Origin of the sequence: Segniliparus sp. (genome assembly GCF_051660745.1) — a bacterium.
In the GTDB taxonomy this organism is placed as follows: Bacteria; Actinomycetota; Actinomycetes; order Mycobacteriales; family Mycobacteriaceae; genus Segniliparus.
The window spans coordinates 96,345-110,989 of the sequence record NZ_JBOFQF010000017.1; the positions used below are offsets into that span (position 1 = coordinate 96,345).

General features: G+C 63.8%; 13 protein-coding genes. 9 read left to right on the top strand and 4 right to left on the bottom strand.

The window, feature by feature from the left end:
* Window positions 1-17: 17 nt before the first annotated feature.
* Window positions 18-272, bottom strand: coding sequence for a hypothetical protein (locus ACRC20_RS04810; RefSeq protein ID WP_438685204.1), 255 nt, complete (start codon window positions 270-272; stop codon window positions 18-20).
* A 64-nt stretch (window positions 273-336) separates the two neighbouring features.
* Window positions 337-1,785 carry an MFS transporter gene (locus ACRC20_RS04815; RefSeq protein WP_438685205.1) on the bottom strand — a complete coding sequence of 483 codons (1,449 nt, stop codon included), beginning with the start codon at window positions 1,783-1,785 and terminating at the stop codon, window positions 337-339.
* 151 nt (window positions 1,786-1,936) lie between these two features.
* On the opposite strand from ACRC20_RS04815, the gene ACRC20_RS04820 reads away from it, so the two are divergent.
* From ACRC20_RS04820 to ACRC20_RS04860, 9 genes are all read left to right on the top strand, one after another.
* Window positions 1,937-2,809 carry a helix-turn-helix transcriptional regulator gene (locus ACRC20_RS04820; RefSeq protein ID WP_438685206.1) on the top strand — a complete coding sequence of 291 codons (873 nt, stop codon included), beginning with the start codon at window positions 1,937-1,939 and terminating at the stop codon, window positions 2,807-2,809.
* Window positions 2,810-3,201: 392 nt separating this feature from the next.
* Window positions 3,202-4,623 (top strand): aldehyde dehydrogenase family protein, encoded by a 1,422-nt coding sequence (locus tag ACRC20_RS04825; protein ID WP_438685207.1) that lies wholly within the window; start codon window positions 3,202-3,204, stop codon window positions 4,621-4,623.
* 133 nt (window positions 4,624-4,756) lie between these two features.
* Window positions 4,757-6,100, top strand: a complete 1,344-nt coding sequence (locus ACRC20_RS04830; protein WP_438685208.1) for a hypothetical protein — start codon at window positions 4,757-4,759, stop codon at window positions 6,098-6,100.
* On the top strand, window positions 6,097-7,848 hold the full coding sequence (locus ACRC20_RS04835) for a prenyltransferase/squalene oxidase repeat-containing protein (RefSeq protein WP_438685209.1): 1,752 nt from the start codon (window positions 6,097-6,099) through the stop codon (window positions 7,846-7,848). The genes ACRC20_RS04830 and ACRC20_RS04835 overlap by 4 nt, the downstream gene beginning before the upstream one ends.
* 12 nt (window positions 7,849-7,860) lie before the next feature.
* A complete protein-coding gene (locus ACRC20_RS04840; protein WP_438685210.1) occupies window positions 7,861-8,277 on the top strand; it encodes a hypothetical protein in 417 nt (138 codons plus the stop codon).
* An 18-nt stretch (window positions 8,278-8,295) separates the two neighbouring features.
* On the top strand, window positions 8,296-8,568 hold the full coding sequence (locus tag ACRC20_RS04845) for an acyl carrier protein (protein WP_438685211.1): 273 nt from the start codon (window positions 8,296-8,298) through the stop codon (window positions 8,566-8,568).
* Window positions 8,568-9,635, top strand: a complete 1,068-nt coding sequence (locus ACRC20_RS04850) for a hypothetical protein (protein ID WP_438685212.1) — start codon at window positions 8,568-8,570, stop codon at window positions 9,633-9,635. Before ACRC20_RS04845 ends, ACRC20_RS04850 begins: the two co-directional genes overlap by 1 nt.
* A complete protein-coding gene (locus ACRC20_RS04855; RefSeq protein ID WP_438685213.1) occupies window positions 9,632-10,384 on the top strand; it encodes an SDR family NAD(P)-dependent oxidoreductase in 753 nt (250 codons plus the stop codon). The genes ACRC20_RS04850 and ACRC20_RS04855 overlap by 4 nt, the downstream gene beginning before the upstream one ends.
* A gap of 44 nt (window positions 10,385-10,428) precedes the next feature.
* Entirely contained in the window at window positions 10,429-11,481 is a 1,053-nt protein-coding gene (locus ACRC20_RS04860) for a phenazine antibiotic biosynthesis protein (RefSeq protein ID WP_438685214.1), read from the top strand.
* Window positions 11,482-11,709: 228 nt separating this feature from the next.
* On the opposite strand, the gene ACRC20_RS04865 is transcribed toward ACRC20_RS04860, so the two are convergent.
* Both ACRC20_RS04865 and ACRC20_RS04870 read right to left on the bottom strand, forming a co-directional pair.
* A complete protein-coding gene (locus ACRC20_RS04865; RefSeq protein ID WP_438685215.1) occupies window positions 11,710-13,386 on the bottom strand; it encodes an HAL/PAL/TAL family ammonia-lyase in 1,677 nt (558 codons plus the stop codon).
* A 12-nt stretch (window positions 13,387-13,398) separates the two neighbouring features.
* Window positions 13,399-14,529: an alpha/beta fold hydrolase gene (locus ACRC20_RS04870; protein ID WP_438685216.1), complete on the bottom strand. Its 1,131-nt coding sequence runs from the start codon at window positions 14,527-14,529 to the stop codon at window positions 13,399-13,401.
* Window positions 14,530-14,645: the final 116 nt, after the last annotated feature.

Here is a 14,645-nt window from a genome sequence, read left to right on the forward strand (position 1 = left end):
TCCGCGGTTTTCCACGATCACGTTCCGCGGTTGTTTTTCGCGTATGCCCTGACCTGCCGTTCAGTTATTTCAGTCCAGTCCCGCGTCCGGACGAGCTCGCCGCCAAAGTCGGGCATGCCGTCATGGTGCTGCGCCGGGAGGAGGGCGGGATCCGGGTGCTCGGCGCTGCCGAGCTGGCTGAGGCTCGTCAGGCCGGTCTCGGACGGGCTGTCGCGAGGGCTGATGAGGCGGGGATCGGTGAGCACGGCAGGGGCGATAAGTCGAGGCTTCATCTTGCCCGGGCACGAGATGCCTTTGGCAGATCTTTCGGAAGAAGCAGGCGTGCTACTGATCGGCCTATCGTCGAGGTAGCAGGACAGCCGTCCCTAAGGCCATGACCGCTAATAAAGATCCTGCGATCACAAAACTCTCCTGCATGCCCGACGAAAAATTCCTTGCGAGGAGCGCGCCGAAGACAGCGATGCTCATCGCGCCGCCGGTTTGCCTGCTGGTGTTGAACAGCGCGGCGGCTGTGCCTGCCCGCTCGACGGCAACGCTGTCGAGCATGAGGGAGGTCAGCGCAGGTGTGGCGAGAGCGCCGCCGATACCCAACGGGACCATGAGCAGTGCGGTGATCCACGAGGGAGTCGAGATGTCGACGGCGAGCAGTCCTCCGCAGGCGAGGGCGCCTACCAGAAGTCCTGCGACGATGACTGCCCTCGGTCCGTATCGATCGACTGCGCGGGGCGATAGATAGTTGAAATTCGCGGTGATGAGCGCCATTGGCGCGAACATCAGTCCTGCGGAGAACGCCGACTGCGCTCGCTGCTCTTGGAAGAACAGGCTGAGCACGAACACTCCTCCGTAGAACGCCGTGTTGAGGGCGAAGCCTGCGACGGCAGGCACGACCACGCCCCGGTGGCGGAAGAGCTCCAGCGGCAGCATGGGCGCGCGCCCCCGGGCTTCGACGATGACGAAACCGACTCCGGCCAACACGGCGCCTATGATCGCGGCCAACACCATTGGGGAGAGCCCGTCGCTGCCGCCTTCGATCACAGCGAAGGTGAGCGATGCGAGGGAGAGAACCGCCAGAACCTGCCCCGGCAGGTCGAAGGAGGTGTTTCCCTGGGGCGAACGCGCCGCTCGGAGAAGGAGCAGGAACCCGATGATCCCGGCGGGAGCGTTGAGGCAGAAGACGGCGCGCCAGCTCCATTCGGTTGTGAGGAGCCCGCCAAGAACGGGACCTGCGGCGATGGCCACGGCGCCGCCGACGGTCCAGAGCGCGACGCCGCGTGCTCGCGCGCTCGGCTCCGGGAAAGCCTGCCGGATTAAGGCGAGGGAGGAAGGCACCATCGCTGCGGCCGCGACACCTTGCACGACGCGCGCCGCGATGAGCGTTGCGAGGGTCGGAGCCGCGCCGCAAGCGAGCGAGGCGAGGGTGAAGACGCCCAATCCCCAGCCGTACGCCCGCCGTGCGCCGACCCGGTCGGAGAGCGAGCCTGCGGAGAGCATGAGCGCGGCGAACATCAACGTGTAGCTGTCGACGACCCACTGGAGCCCTGAGAGCGAGCCTTGGAACTCTCTGCCTATGGCGGGTAGTGCCACGTTGACGCCGGAGACGTCGATCGTGATGATGAAGAAGCCGAGGACGGAGGCGGCCAGAGCTGCGACGGCGGAGCCCTTTTGCGGCGTCCCGGCCATGAGGCCGGGTTGCTCGAGGCTGGCGGCCGCTGCTTGCCCAGGCCCGTCCTGGGCGCCTCCGCTCTTCACAGAGCGGGCCTCGGTCTCAGATCGCGCGAGGGTCATTGCGTTGCTCCTGTTGTGGCTGTTCGGGTGAAGTCTTGGTATGAGCTTGCCTGATGGGGGCGGCGCCCGGCAGGCCGGATTGTGCGGGGGAGCGTGGTGCCTGGCCCTCGTACGCCCTCCCAACATGACGATTCTTTGCCATAATCGAAGGATGACCGAAGGCACGGAACTGGGCCGTTTCCTCCGTGCCCGACGTGCGCAGGTCCGGCCACAAGACGTGGGCCTGCCGCTGGGCACGGGCATTCGCCGCACTCCGGGGCTGCGTCGTGAGGAATTGGCGACGTTGGCTGGGGTCAGCGTCGACTACTACACGCGGTTGGAGCGCGGACGCGAGACCAGGCCTTCGCCTGCGGTCGTCGCCGCGCTCAGCGAGGTGCTGCAGCTTTCCGGCGACGCGTTGCGCAGGTTGCACGAGCTGGTGGCGCTCGCTTCGGGTCGCGCTCTGGCGCCAGAATCCGGGCCGACTCGTGCGGTGCGCGAGTCCGTCCTCGCTCTCTTGGACACGTTGCGCCCATCGCCCGCGTACGTCGTCAGCCGGACGAACGACCTGCTGGCGGCCAATCGTTCGGGCTTGCGGCTGTTCCCGGGGATCACGGACTGGCCGAGAGAGCAGCGCAACACGACTCGGTATATGTTTTTGCATCCGGTGGCACGCACGCTGTACCGAGACTGGGAGAAGATGACCGCGCATAGCGCCGCCCATCTTCGCGCGATAGCAGGCGCCGATCCCGATATCCCGGACTTGGCCCAGCTGGTCGGCGAGCTCATGATGAAGAGTCCGCAGTTCGCCCGGCTGTGGGAGCGGTATGACGTGCAACAAGCGCGTGGCGGCGATCATAAGGACTTCCAGCACCCGGAAGTCGGCTGCATGCGTCTCACCTTCGAGGTGATGACGATCCAACATACGGATGGGCAGCGTTTGGTCACCTACCAGGCGGCTCGCGGCACCTCGGACTACGACGCGATGCTGCTCCTGGATATGGCCAGCCCCGCAGCGGCCGAGCTGGCGGAGAGGGCGGAGTAGCTGCTGCCGTCCGGTCCCAGCGAGGCTGGGCAGGACGAGAGTTTTTTTCCGCACCCCCTCACCTCCTCGCTTGCGATCAGGCGCCTTGCCGTGATCGGAATTCGTGGCCGCAGCTTTCGCCTGCCTGCGCGCGCGTCGGGCACGTAGCCCTCAGGCCGAGACAGCTCCGTCAATAGACTGCCTCCTCGCCGCGTGTTCTGCGCGCAAAAAAGCGCGCAGTTAGTTGCACGGCAGGTTGCTGCGCGCTTCATTGGCTTCTGTTCGACCGGCGAAGCGGACAGACTTGGTGGGCAGACGCAGCTCGAAGGGGTCCGCAGAAGGCGCGACGCGGGTTGTGCGGCTGCCTCCTCGGCTCGGGGACGTGGCGGCCTGTGGAATGGAAACGAGAAAACATGCTAGAAGTCGCGGCGTTGGGCCCCTCTGGGCAGTATATGACTCGGAAACGGATCCTTGTCCCCGATGCGGCTGGGGATCCGGCGCTGCAATTGGCCAGTGTGCCGGGCCTGGTGCTCGTGGATTGGGTCGAGAGCTTGCGCCGGACCGCTGCTTTGCCGGAAGAAGAGTTGCGGGAGGTGTTCCTCGAGGCTGCCCGAGTTTTCGAGGAGCACGAGATCCTGGGAGACAACCTTCACGCGCACGAACTGCGCGTGGCCCGGTTGACGGGTACGCCTCTCTCAATTGTTCGAGAGTGCGACCGGATGATCTCCGCGAAATTGAGGGATGTGTGGCGCACGGTCCGGCTGGCTGCTCCGGCTGGCTGCGCGGGCCTGGAGGACGAGCCTCTCGCCGGTGCTGTCTGGCGCCGGGTCGGCGATGTCTTCGCTGTGAATGCCGCGGGCAACAGCCCCGCTGTCCACGCTTCCTGGCTTGAGGCCTTGGCACTGGGGTACCGGGTCGTGGTCCGTCCTTCCAACCGGGATCCGCTCACCGCTTTCCGCCTTGTCACAGCTCTGCGTCTCGCTGGTCTGCCGAACGAGCACGTGGTGATGGCTCCGGGGGGCCACGATATAGCGGATGTGCTTGTCGAACGTTCCGATTGCGCGATGGTCTACGGCGGCCAGGCCGTGGTCGATAAATACCGGAGCCGCAGTGATGTTTTGACGCAGGGCCCGGGCAGGTCGAAGCTCGTCGTCGCGAAGGACTCCGACCGTCGTTCAGGGTTCGCAATCGCGCTGGAGGGCGTCCTCTACCACGCGGGCACAGCATGCACATCGACCACTGGGATCCTCGTCGAGGACGATTCTCCCGGTTTCGCCGCTGAACTGGCGGAGGCGCTTGGGCAGGTGGAGGTTGCGCCGCCCTGGCATGAGGAGGCGGTCTTGCCCGCGCTGCCGGGCGATGGGGCCGAACGCTTGGTGTCTGCCGTGCTCAACGCGGCGGATCCGGATTCAGTGCTGTTGCGGCCGAGAGTGGAGCGCATTGGGACCGAGGGGATGGCTGTCGTCACCCCAGCGGTCATAAAGCTGTCCTCCCCGCAGGATCCGTTGTTGGGCTACGAGGTCCCGTTCCCCTGCGCGTGGGTGGCCCCGTTCGACCGGAGGAGGCCGGAGGTGCTGAGAGATTCGCTTGTGGTGTCGCTGCACACCAGCGACGCCGCGTTAGTCCGTCGCGTTTCGGCATTGGCGACAGTGGCGAACGTGTATTGCGGGAAGCCGACGTCGTGGTCGCATCCGGATGTCCCGCACGATGCGTTCCTCGGCGAGTTCATCATGCGGTCGAAAGGGTTCGCGCTCGACGAGGAGATGCGGACGTGCGCTGGTGCAGGGGCCGCCGCGCAACGTGGAGAGCACAAGGCGAGAGCACGGTGCAGCTAGTTGCGCGACAAGTTGCTGCGCAGCCGGAGGGCAGAATTTTCGTCCCGGGCGAATCAGACTGGAAGAGCGGAAGTATTCAGCGCAAGACGTGGTCTCCAATGCAATGGGAGGCCTGGCGAGTCAGGAGTGGCATATGAAAATTAGCTCCAAAAGCGACCTAGATTTTCTGGAGCACATCCAATGGGAGGCGACTTCGGCAGCTCATGACGACGTGTTCTACGAGAGGAAGCTCACCGAAGCGTGGGGTCGCGCCCGCCAGGCTCCCGCGTATTCCTCGCTCCCCGAATTCTCGGCGCAGGCGTTCAAGGACTTGCCGGTGACATCGAAGGAGAAGCTGAAGGCGCTTCCTTTGGAGTTCGCGCGAGTGGGGGTGGGCGCTGCGCTGAAGTACTACCAGACCACTGGCACCACGGGAGTCCCCACGCCGACTCCGCGAACCCTGTTGGACGCCATCGCGAACACGGTGTCAGTCGCCGAAGCGTGGCGGACCCTGCTGGCCGCAGGCGAGCATCGCGCGTTGATCCTGCTTCCTTCCGATATCGTGCCGGTGGCGGACCTCGTCGTCGGCGTGTGCGAGTTTCTGGCATTGCCGCATGTGAAGGCGTACCCGTTCACCGCAGGAATCTCTGACTGGGACCGCATCGTCGCCTTGTGGGAAGTGTTCGAGCCGACCGTTCTTTTCCTGTCCCCGGGGGTGCTCTTGCAGTTCTCACAGATTCTGAAGCGGCGCGGACTGCTGGACCGAATGCGGTCTTCGGTCCAGAACCTGATGCTGTTGGGCGAGGTCAGCACTCCGGAACTGCGGCAGATGGTCGGACAGTGGTGGGAGGCCCGTGTCTACGACGCCAGCTACGGAAGCACGGAGAGCGGAACGTTGGCCGCGGCGTGCGTCCACGACCGTATGCACCTCATCGGCGGGTCGAACTATTTCGAGATCATGAGCAACGAGGTCGTCTCCGAAGCTCGAGCAGGTCGGAGCGGACGACTGGTCGTCACGCCGCTCAACAACGACGCCCGCCCGCTGCTGCGCCTGGATATGGGCGACGAGGTGACCTTCGAGGAGGGGTGCCCCTGCGGGGCGGACTCGCTCGTGCTGACCGTGCACGGCCGGGGCAGCGACGGGACCGCGATCAAGGGAGCACAGGTGCGGACTCGCGACCTTGAGAGCCTCGTCTACTCGGCCCATGACGTTATGGGCTATTTGATCGAGATCAGCGAGGACGGCTCGTGGTCTCGGCTGCTGCTCGAACGGGACCCTTCCGTTGATCGCGAGACCGAGGACGTGCGAGCGCGGTCTGTGCAGCAGCGGACAGAGAGCCAGTTCGGCTTCGTCTGGGATGAAGTGCGCTTTGTCAACCGGCTGCCAGCCGTCACGAAAAGCGGTGGCTCCCAGAAAAGCTGGAAGCGCTCCAACTTCCGTGTGCTTGACGGAGAAGCCTCGCGGCTGGCCTCAACTTTTGAGGAGGTCGGGGCGTGAGCGCATCGGGTATCCGCGTCGACAGGTACGGGCCGCTGATCGATCCCGTCCCGGCAGTGTCTGGCGATCCCGATCTGTGGTGCACATACGCCGCTGTGCGCACGTTGCGCTGGTTGGACCGGGTAGGCGATATTCCGGGGGCGGACGAGGTGGCGGGCTTCCTGGCCTCCCGGCGGAATTCTGATGGAGGCTACGCCTGGTCTCCTGGCATGAATTCCGACGCATGGGCGACGTACTACTGCACGCAGGCTATGCGTGACATAGGCAGTATGGCTTTGTCGGAGGCAGATCGGCCGAGTTCGTCTTGGCTCTGGGGAGCTCGCAACGCGGACGGCGGGTTCGCGATGTCGCCGGGGCAGGCTTCCGACGTGTGGGCCACATACTATGCCGTCCGCACCCTTGTGGAAATCCATGGCGAGCCGATTCCCCCGGACTTGCGGGACTGGCTGGGCGCCCTCCAAGCGGAAGATGGCGGGCTGGTCTGGAGCCCTGCGCACGCTGCGGACGGAAAATCCGATGCGCGCGCCTGCTACTACGCGATCACAGCGTGGGCTGCGGCAGGCGGCGGCTCTCTCCCGTGGGATCGTGCTCGATTGATCGCCTGGCTCCAAGACAGGCAAAGCCAGGCAGGGGGGTTCACGTTCCAGGCGGGCGACCGCACGGACTGCTTGTGGGCCACTTTCCGGGCCACAAGCGCTCTGCGGAGTTTGGGGGAGTATCCGCGAGACCGCGAGGCATGTGTGGCTTGGATCCGCGAGCGGCTCTCGCCGGGAGGCTCGTTCACGCGTTGGCCCGGATACCCGGTCCAGGACGTATGGGCCGCGTTCTGCGGCGTGGGGGCGTTGCGGGCGCTCGGGGACGACGCCAGCGACATCGCGGATCGAGTCGTCGAGGCCGTTCTGTCCTTCCAGATCCCCTCTAGCGGCTTCACCTACCGGTCTCCTGGGCAGGCGGCAGACGCGCTCACAACATCGGCGCAGCTGTTGTCCGGGGCAACACCGCCGAACACTGATCCAGATCAAATAATTCGCTGGCTGGAGAGCTGCAGGATGCCGAACGAGGACGGCGTCATGTACATGCCGGGACGCGGCAGTGAAGTCCGCTGCACGTTGTGGGCGCTGAGCGCTGGTGCTTTCGCCTCTGACGCCGAGGCGCTGAACCGCATCGTGGACTGGCTCGTGGGCTCGATCCAGAATCCCGATGGCGGATTCGGCTACTGGGAGGGCAGGGCTTCGGACCTTGTGTCGACATCTGCGTCCGCTGAGATCTTGCATCTCGCCGGTGTGGAGCGGGAAGCGCCGGTGATGAAGGCCATCGCAGGATTCGTCTCTTCCTGCGAGACGGCTCCCGGCGAGTACGCCAATGTCCCGGGCGGAAGAGCGACGTCGCGGTCGACGTTGCAGGCTTTGCGCGTCCTCCAGCGAGCTGGCGTTTCCCACGGCGAGCTCGTCGAAGAGGCTCTGTCCCGGCATCGGGTGCGTGGCGGAGGCTTCGCGAACGAAGGCCGCCGTCTGCCGGATTTGCTGACGACGTACGAAGCCGTCCTCACGGCAGACTTGTTCGGCGTGGAAACGGATGCCGAGCACCTCGGCAAGTTCATCGAGAGCGTACGCGCCGAGACAGGCGGCTTCGCCTGGACTCCGTTGATGAAGACGAGCGGCGGCCCCCTCGCCGACTGTTTGGGCCGTTGCCTCGACGTGCGCAGAGCTGATCGTTCGGCGCCGCTGCCCGCGCTCACCATCTCGTGAAAGGAAAAGAACGTGCCGACCGTGGAAGTGACTAGCAGCCCGCTCACACCGTCCGCCCGGCTGAAGGCAGCCGTGCGGCTGACTCGATGGCTTGCGGACAACGGTTCGGACCCGGCCCATGTCGTGGTGATGTTCAAGAGCACCGACCCCATGGCGTACTTCGTCGGGGGAGCGCCGTTGACGAGCTATCAGGACGCGAACGCCGAGGCCAAACAGGCGCGCTGGGCTTATGTGGTCTGCCATATCCATCCTGGCAGAGGCAAAGCTTACTGTGCCCGCCTCGCGGAAGAGGCTCGCGAGGCGCTCGGAATGGGGGGCGGCGCGGGCAACTGCCTCGTCCGTTTCGAGCCCACTGAGCCGGAACGAGTTTTCTACCTCCAAGACGGATCGATGGTGAACGCCGGCTCTGTTCCGGCGGGCAGCAACTGAAGAGAAAGGCAAAGAATTATGCAAACTGCCAATGCGGCCGACACGGAGAAACGTGTGCGCTCGATTTTGGAGAAACGCTTCGGCGAGGCTGCTGTCCTGCTCGGGGCGGATGTGGCGCTCGCTGAAGGCCTTCCGAACTTCGACAGCTTGGCGGGCATGGAGTTCATCACCGCTGTCGAGGAGGAGTTCGATATCGAGGTCGATTTTGTCGACGATGATGTGCGCTACAGTTTCAGCACGTTGGACCGGGTCGTCGAATACATTGCCGAACGCGTGGAGGACCAGGGCTGATGGGTTTGAGCGTGCCCTCGGATGAAGAGGTGGTCTTCGAGACCTCGGGAAGCACAGGGCCTGCACGGCGTTGGGCCAGGACGAGCCGGCAACTTGTCTGCGAGGTCGATCTGATCGCTGATCGGATGATCGGCGAGATCGACATGGTCGTCAGCTACGCTCCGCCCCGGCACGTGTTCGGATCGCTGTTCGGGGAGTGGCTGCCGCGCACGCGTGGCGTTCCCGTGGCGCAGGCTTGGGCCAACCCCTATGAATTCCCCGAGGTGCCGCCCGGAGCGCGAGTGCTCGTAGTCTGCGTGCCGATGGCGTGGGACTTGTTACGAAGGAATTGGCGGAGTTTGGCGCGTGCCCGGTCCGTGGTGGCGTTGCACAGCTCTGCGGCTGCGCCTGCGGCGGCGTACGAAGCTATAGCCTCGGCCGGGCCGAAACTAACTGCTCACGAGATCCTCGGCTCGACGGAGACTGGAGGGATCGCGCATCGCCAGCTGCGTCCCGGCGGCGAGGATGATGTGTGGACCGTTTTGCCCGACGTTGTGCTGCTCAGGGATGCGGATGTGCGACCGGGCGGGGGACAGGCGCTACTGATACGCAGCCCCCGGCTGGCCCGCTCTTTCGGCGAGCAGACACCCCCCGAGAGCTGGGCGACCGGCGATCTCGTGGAATTCGTCGGGACGGACGGCTTCCGGCTGATCGGCAGGAGCAGCTCGCTCATCAAGGTCAATGGCGTCAAGGTGTACCTCTCCGAGATCGAGCGGCGGCTGGCCCAAAGTGTGCGGGGGGCGGATTTTGTCGCAGTCCCGACGCTCCGCGACCGTACGGCGGGCGAGGGTTATATCGTGTTCTGGGTTCGCCGCGACCTCAATTTGGGAACCGCGGACGTGCGCAGGGCATTGTCCGGCCTGCCGAGTCCGGCGCACGTCGTCGAGCTGGCGAGGATCCCGCTCACCCCGCAAGGGAAACCCGACCGTGGAGCGCTCGCGAGGGCGTCGCGGACGGATTCTGCGCGTATGGGCGGCCGATATCTGTACGAGGTCGACGGCATGTCGAGCGAGGAGAGCGTGGCATGACCCGGCTGATAGTCGTGACCGGAGCCAGCGCAGGGATTGGAAAGGCAACGGCGCAGCGGTTTGTCGGCAACGGCGACAAGGTCTTGCTTGTGAGCAGACGAGCCGACCGCCTCGCGGCGGCGGCGGAGGAGCTCGCCCAAGGCACGCCGGAGGCGGACGTGGGCTATCTCGCGTGCGATATGTCCGACCCGGGCTCTGCCGCCCGGCTCAAAGAGCATGTTGTGTCGCTCGGCGTCCCGATCCACGCCTTGGTCTGCTGCGTGGGCTCGGCCCCCGGTGCTGATAGCGGGAGCTTGACATCCGTGCTCGCGGAATGGCGCGAGGCATACGAGGCCAACGTGTTGTCGGCGGTGATTGCTGTCGAAGGGCTCGGGCCGCTCGTCGGGGACGGCGGGAGCATCGTCTTGTACAGCTCGATCGCGGCCTATCGAGGGGCTTCTAGCGGGACGGGCGCGTACGGCGCAGCGAAGGCTGCTCTCCATGCGTATGTCCATGCGTTAGCCGCCAGGCTCGGGGGCCGCGGCATCACTGTGAACGCGATCGCGCCAGGCTACATCGCGGACACGGAGTTTTTCGGGGAGGGCCTCCCCGCCGCCCGCGAGGCCATGCTCGTCCGGCAGACGCTGCTGGGCCGTCCCGGCAGGCCAGGCGATGTCGCCGGACTCGCGTTCTATCTGTGCTCGCCCGACGGCGCGTACATAACATCGCAAATCATACAGATCAATGGCGGTTCGGGGCATGGCGTATGACCAGCTGTTCGGCGCCCATGGCCCAAGGAAGACCAGGTAGACTCGTGACACCCTCCAAAGAACAAGCCGATCTGCATATCCAGGAGATGATGCGGTGGCATTTCGGCCCGGACACCGGGTCGCGCTTCTGGCTTGACCGGAAGGCCCGGTTGGGCTTTGACCCTGTTGAGGATGTGCGGTCTCTTGACGACCTGCTGAAATTCCCGAATTTCGTGGACGAGTTGCGCGATGTCCCTGTCGAGCATGTGATCCCCAGGGGGCTGGGCGACTCCGAGCAGATTTTTGCTGTGTACGAGAGCGGCGGCACGTCGGGCCCGCCGAAACGCTTCGTCATGTTCGATGGTTGGTTCGACCAGTACATGGCGTGGGAGAATTCCCACTACGCCCAAGATCCGCAGGGACATGCCCTCACAGTGGGCCCTAGCGGGCCCCACATGCTCGGCGACTACTCCAAGCGCATTGCCCAGGCGCGGGGAGGGGTTCGGTTTGCGGTGGATCTCGACCCGCGATGGGTCAAGCACCTGTTGGGAATCGGCGACGCCGCGGGCGCGAGCGCCTATATCGAGCATCTCGTCGACCAAGCCGAGCACGTGCTGTCCTCGCAGGACATCGTGCTGCTCGTCACGACACCGCCGCTGTTGGCCCGGCTTGCGGAGCGCGGCTCGACGCGGGCGTTGATCGCAGACAAGGTGCGGCTGGTCCTATGGACCGGAGCCCATATGGATCTGGACGTTTTGGATTACCTGTCCACCGAGGTTTTTCCGCAGGTGCGATTCCGGGGCTCGTACGGCAGCACGACCATGCTCAGCGGCACGGTGCAACGTGAGGCTTCGGAGGACGGCGAGGTGGTCTTCGATTCGTACGCGCCGTACGTCTTCTATCGTGTCGTCGATCCGGACACGAGCCTGCCGGTCGAGTTCGGGACCGAAGGCTTTGTTGTGATGAACTATGTCACGAAATACGGACTTGTGCCCAATAGTTTGGAACGGGATCTTGCCACACGGGTGCCGAGTCTTTCCGGGGTCGGGGACTCGCTGAGAGATATCCATCCTGTCGCCGAGATGAACGGCCAGAAGATGATCGAGGGCGTGTACTAGCGCAGGGCTCCCGCGCTTGCGCCCGAGGATGATCGCTCGCGCTGCAGACCGCCGGCTCCTCTTCCGGTTGGACGCTTAGGGGCTGATCTTGGGCGATCAGGCGGTGCGGACTCGTTTGCTACTCGGGCGTGTCGGCGGCAACGCCAAGTGCGCCGAGAAGGCGCTGATCCGTTTCGCGGTGGTGTCGGCGCACCACACAAATAGTCCGTTTCTCTGTTCTGTGCCGCTTCAACTTAAGTCTCTCAGGGTGTCAATGATGGACAGTATCGCAGATATGTCACTATCGAGTCGACGATCCTGGGCGACATGCGCGCAGACAGAACGAATGAGATCGTGAGCACGTCCTGTCCCGGCCCCGCAATTGTTGCGGCCGCGGAAATCAACTGCTTGACAAGCGACGAGCAGGTGGATTGCTGCGGCCTCGGTAACCAATTGTGTGACATCTCTCGCGGATCGCGCAGCCATGGCAGACATGCTCACCTTGTCTTGATTGTGGCATTCGGTGGAGCGCGAAAACGTGCTCGAAGGAGTGGATCGAGACAGTGATTCCGCAGTGACCGCAGACATGGTCAACTGCAATCCCTTGAGGCCGTGGGAAAGGGTCTTCGCATTGGAATCGCTCTCGATCAGATTAGCCGGGAGGCCGTTGCTGTACCTGGCGTCGACGAGGAGGGCCACTTGTCGATCAAGGAGGTCGGCTATGCTTGACACTGCGATCTTAAGCGCATCTGCCGCCATTGCCACATGGCCGGCATAGAAATTTCCGCCACTGTGCACCGCTGGGGGAGTGCGGGTGAAAAGAGGATTGTCGGATGCGCTGTTGATCTCTATGCGTAGCCAATTTTTGGCCCATTCGATAGTGTCCCGAAGGACCCCGATCACCTGGGGGGCGCATCGTATGGAATAGCGATCCTGAATAGCTCTCGGGAGCGATGCGTAATGCGCTTCTTTGGTTTCGGCGCTCGCCTCATCGAGCCGAGTGGCGTGGTCGGTCGTCAGAGACGACCCGCGTAACAGTTCTCGTAGGCGTCCAGCAGAACACACTTGTCCGGGATGGGGTTTGACCTCGTGAATAAATGGATCAAATGCGCCTCTATCGGCCAGCAGCGCTTCGGCGGATAGCGCAGTGCCGATCTCGGCTAGAAAAGCGATGTCTTCTGCCTCGCCGACAGCGAGGGTCGCGAGCGCCGCCGAGAAGGCCGTCCCGTTGATGAGGGCAAGGCCCTCCTTCGGTTCGAGCTTGAGAGGGCTAAGGTTGAGCTCGTCGAGGACTGCGGCCGAAGACCGAGTCGATCCTTTGTAGTTCAGCTCGCCCTCGCCGGAGAGCGCGGCAGCAATGTAGCTCAGGGGCACGAGGTCGCCACTGGCGCCCACGGAGCCTCGCGCCGGTATGACGGGCAGCGCGTTGTGCTCGAGTAGTTTCAGCAGCATTCTCGCCACTAGTGGACGTATGCCAGACCATCCCGCAGCGAGGGTATTCGCGCGTATGAGCAGTGTTGCTCGGACGACTTCGGGGTCGACAGGATTGCCAACCCCGGCCAGGTGGTAGAGCACCATCTGGCTTTGGAGAAGCGACGCTCGTTCAGGTGGTATATGTCGGTCTGCGTTGTCGCCGTAGCCTGTTGTCACCCCATAGATCGGCCTGCCGCTGTCGACCATGAGCGCCATGGCCTCCCGAGACGCCTCCATGCGCTGCTCCGCGGTGTCCGACAGTCTCACTGAGCACGCGGTATCGCGAGAAATCCGACGCACAGTCTCGACGCTAAGCGAGCCGCCGTCAAGATCAACCGTACGATGGTCGTCGCCTCGGCCACGCGCATCGTTCACAGCGGCACCAATCGGCACGGGCGGGATCGGCGCGGCGCTCGGGAACGATCTGGAGAAATTCGAGTCTCTAGCATACATCGACCTCGTCTGTTATTCGTTCAAAAAGGCAACAACTGCGGATAGAAATATATCGCGTCCATGCTCTGGCCGATCGAGATGGACATAGTGGGTAGCCTTAGGGACTTCGAGAATTTCGACACGGGCGGCATGGTTCAGCTGGCTGTGAAGTTTGGCGATATCTTCGGGCCTGCTCCAGAAGTCGAATTCGCTGTGGGACAAAAGAACTTTTGCAGTGATCGCTGACGCGTCCCACTGTTGGTGGCCGGTCGCTATCAAGTAGCTCTCATACATCGCGCCGCTCGGCGCCCTGAACGACGGCGGTGTGCGATCATGACTGGTAGGGTCTGACGCCAATGCCGCAGCCTTGTATGACTCGATGATAGCCGGATCGTGCCAGGCGTTCTTATCCTTGTCCGGGATAGAGGCGTCCCATGAAGGAGTGAGGCTGTCTGCGGTGCTGAGCTCATAGGCGCCGACCGCAGGGTTGAAGTTTCCTGGCCGTGCAGGATCGTCATACGGCGATCCTTGGCCGATACGCGAGTGCTGCGAGGAACCCCCGTACAAGGAGTTGTCCATAATCAGGTGGCTCACCCGGTCTGGGTGCAATGCCGCGTACTGCCCGGCCCAGTGGCCGCCTGTCGCCCATCCGAATAACGCGATCTTGCCACCTGGCACCACGTAATCGACAACAGCGGAGATGTCGCGCACGACAGCATCGGATCGGACAAGGGGCTGGTTCGCGATTGCCGGTTTCAGCATCTCCGCCGGTCTTGAGGAGCTGCCGTAACCACGTGCGTCCATAATGTAGACCGTGTGGCCATGGCGTGCAAGACTCCCAGCGAAAGAACCATCGGCCACAGGCAGGTCGAAGCTCGGTATGCCGGACACCCTCGCGCCGTGCAGCAACAGCACGGGCGACCCGCTTTCGCCGGGTGCTGAGATTTTTCGGACTCCAATATCCACATTCGGGTCCGAGGCCACCGAAAAATCCTCACGGACGAGTCCGTCATGGTAATCAGCAACGGCCACCGCTGGGCTCAGCGCTAGCGATTTCCTTGCCTGTTTGCCTTGACGCTCGTGATCGCCGCACGCGACGGTCGACATCAATGCCAATATCATCACTCCTAAATACCAGGCGCGGACGGATTTCGCTCGCAACATCTGACACCTCCAAACTTGCTCCTGCTTGACTGGCTGCCGATGTGCGGCCAGGCATCTGCTTCAGTTTTCTTATCTGATGTGGGATTCGAGGCCGAGCCGGTGGAATTCACGCCCGC

Coding starts and splice junctions, on each gene's coding strand:
- ACRC20_RS04865 (WP_438685215.1), bottom strand. CDS start 13,386: ATGTATGCTAGAGACTCGAATTTCTCCAGATCGTTCCCGAGCGCCGCG.
- ACRC20_RS04810 (WP_438685204.1), bottom strand. CDS start 272: ATGAAGCCTCGACTTATCGCCCCTGCCGTGCTCACCGATCCCCGCCTC.
- ACRC20_RS04830 (WP_438685208.1), top strand. CDS start 4,757: ATGAAAATTAGCTCCAAAAGCGACCTAGATTTTCTGGAGCACATCCAA.
- ACRC20_RS04855 (WP_438685213.1), top strand. CDS start 9,632: ATGACCCGGCTGATAGTCGTGACCGGAGCCAGCGCAGGGATTGGAAAG.
- ACRC20_RS04845 (WP_438685211.1), top strand. CDS start 8,296: ATGCAAACTGCCAATGCGGCCGACACGGAGAAACGTGTGCGCTCGATT.
- ACRC20_RS04850 (WP_438685212.1), top strand. CDS start 8,568: ATGGGTTTGAGCGTGCCCTCGGATGAAGAGGTGGTCTTCGAGACCTCG.
- ACRC20_RS04870 (WP_438685216.1), bottom strand. CDS start 14,529: ATGTTGCGAGCGAAATCCGTCCGCGCCTGGTATTTAGGAGTGATGATA.
- ACRC20_RS04820 (WP_438685206.1), top strand. CDS start 1,937: ATGACCGAAGGCACGGAACTGGGCCGTTTCCTCCGTGCCCGACGTGCG.
- ACRC20_RS04815 (WP_438685205.1), bottom strand. CDS start 1,785: ATGACCCTCGCGCGATCTGAGACCGAGGCCCGCTCTGTGAAGAGCGGA.
- ACRC20_RS04825 (WP_438685207.1), top strand. CDS start 3,202: ATGCTAGAAGTCGCGGCGTTGGGCCCCTCTGGGCAGTATATGACTCGG.